The sequence below is a fragment of the Arthrobacter sp. E3 genome (assembly GCF_017353415.1).
Taxonomy (GTDB): Bacteria; Actinomycetota; Actinomycetes; order Actinomycetales; family Micrococcaceae; genus Specibacter.
The window spans coordinates 1-544 of the sequence record NZ_JAFMPX010000096.1; the positions used below are offsets into that span (position 1 = coordinate 1).

Annotated in this window: 1 pseudogene; it reads left to right on the forward strand. The window is 61.9% G+C overall.

Annotated elements, in window-relative coordinates:
* Positions 1-544 (forward strand): annotated as a pseudogene (locus JMA46_RS16790) (hypothetical protein); the annotation flags it as partial.

Below are 544 nucleotides of genomic sequence, written 5' to 3' on the forward strand. Positions count from 1 at the left end.
GACGGGCCGAAGCCCAAGAAGAAATGATGGACGCCTATCAGCGCCTACGCGGCCAGGAAGTTCCCACACGCCGGGCAGCAGTGCTGACCGGTGTTTCACGCACCACCGTCTACCGCAAGCCGTCCGCGCCCCTGCGAGCAGTGAGGGTGGAGCCGGCGAACAAGCTCAGCCCGGTTGAGCGTGCCGCGGTCTTGGCCGCGTTGAACGCCCCGGAGTACGTTGATCTGGCACCGATGCAGGTCTATGCCAAACTCCTTGATCTGGGCACTTATCTGGGCTCGTTGTCAACGTTTTACCGGGTGTTGGAGGAGAACAAACAAGTCAAGGAACGCCGCCGGTTGGCCAAGCACCCGGCCAGGGCTGTGCCCGAGCTGATGGCCTCCGGCCCGGGCGAGGTCATCACGTGGGATATCACCAAAATTGGCTATCCATGTAACTGCCGTGATGTCGGGGGCTGCGCGTATTGTGTGGCTCATGATGGATGTGCCAGTGGAGGGCCGGGATTTTCCGGGATCATTGCCCGAACTGCGGGCATGGTTCCGGT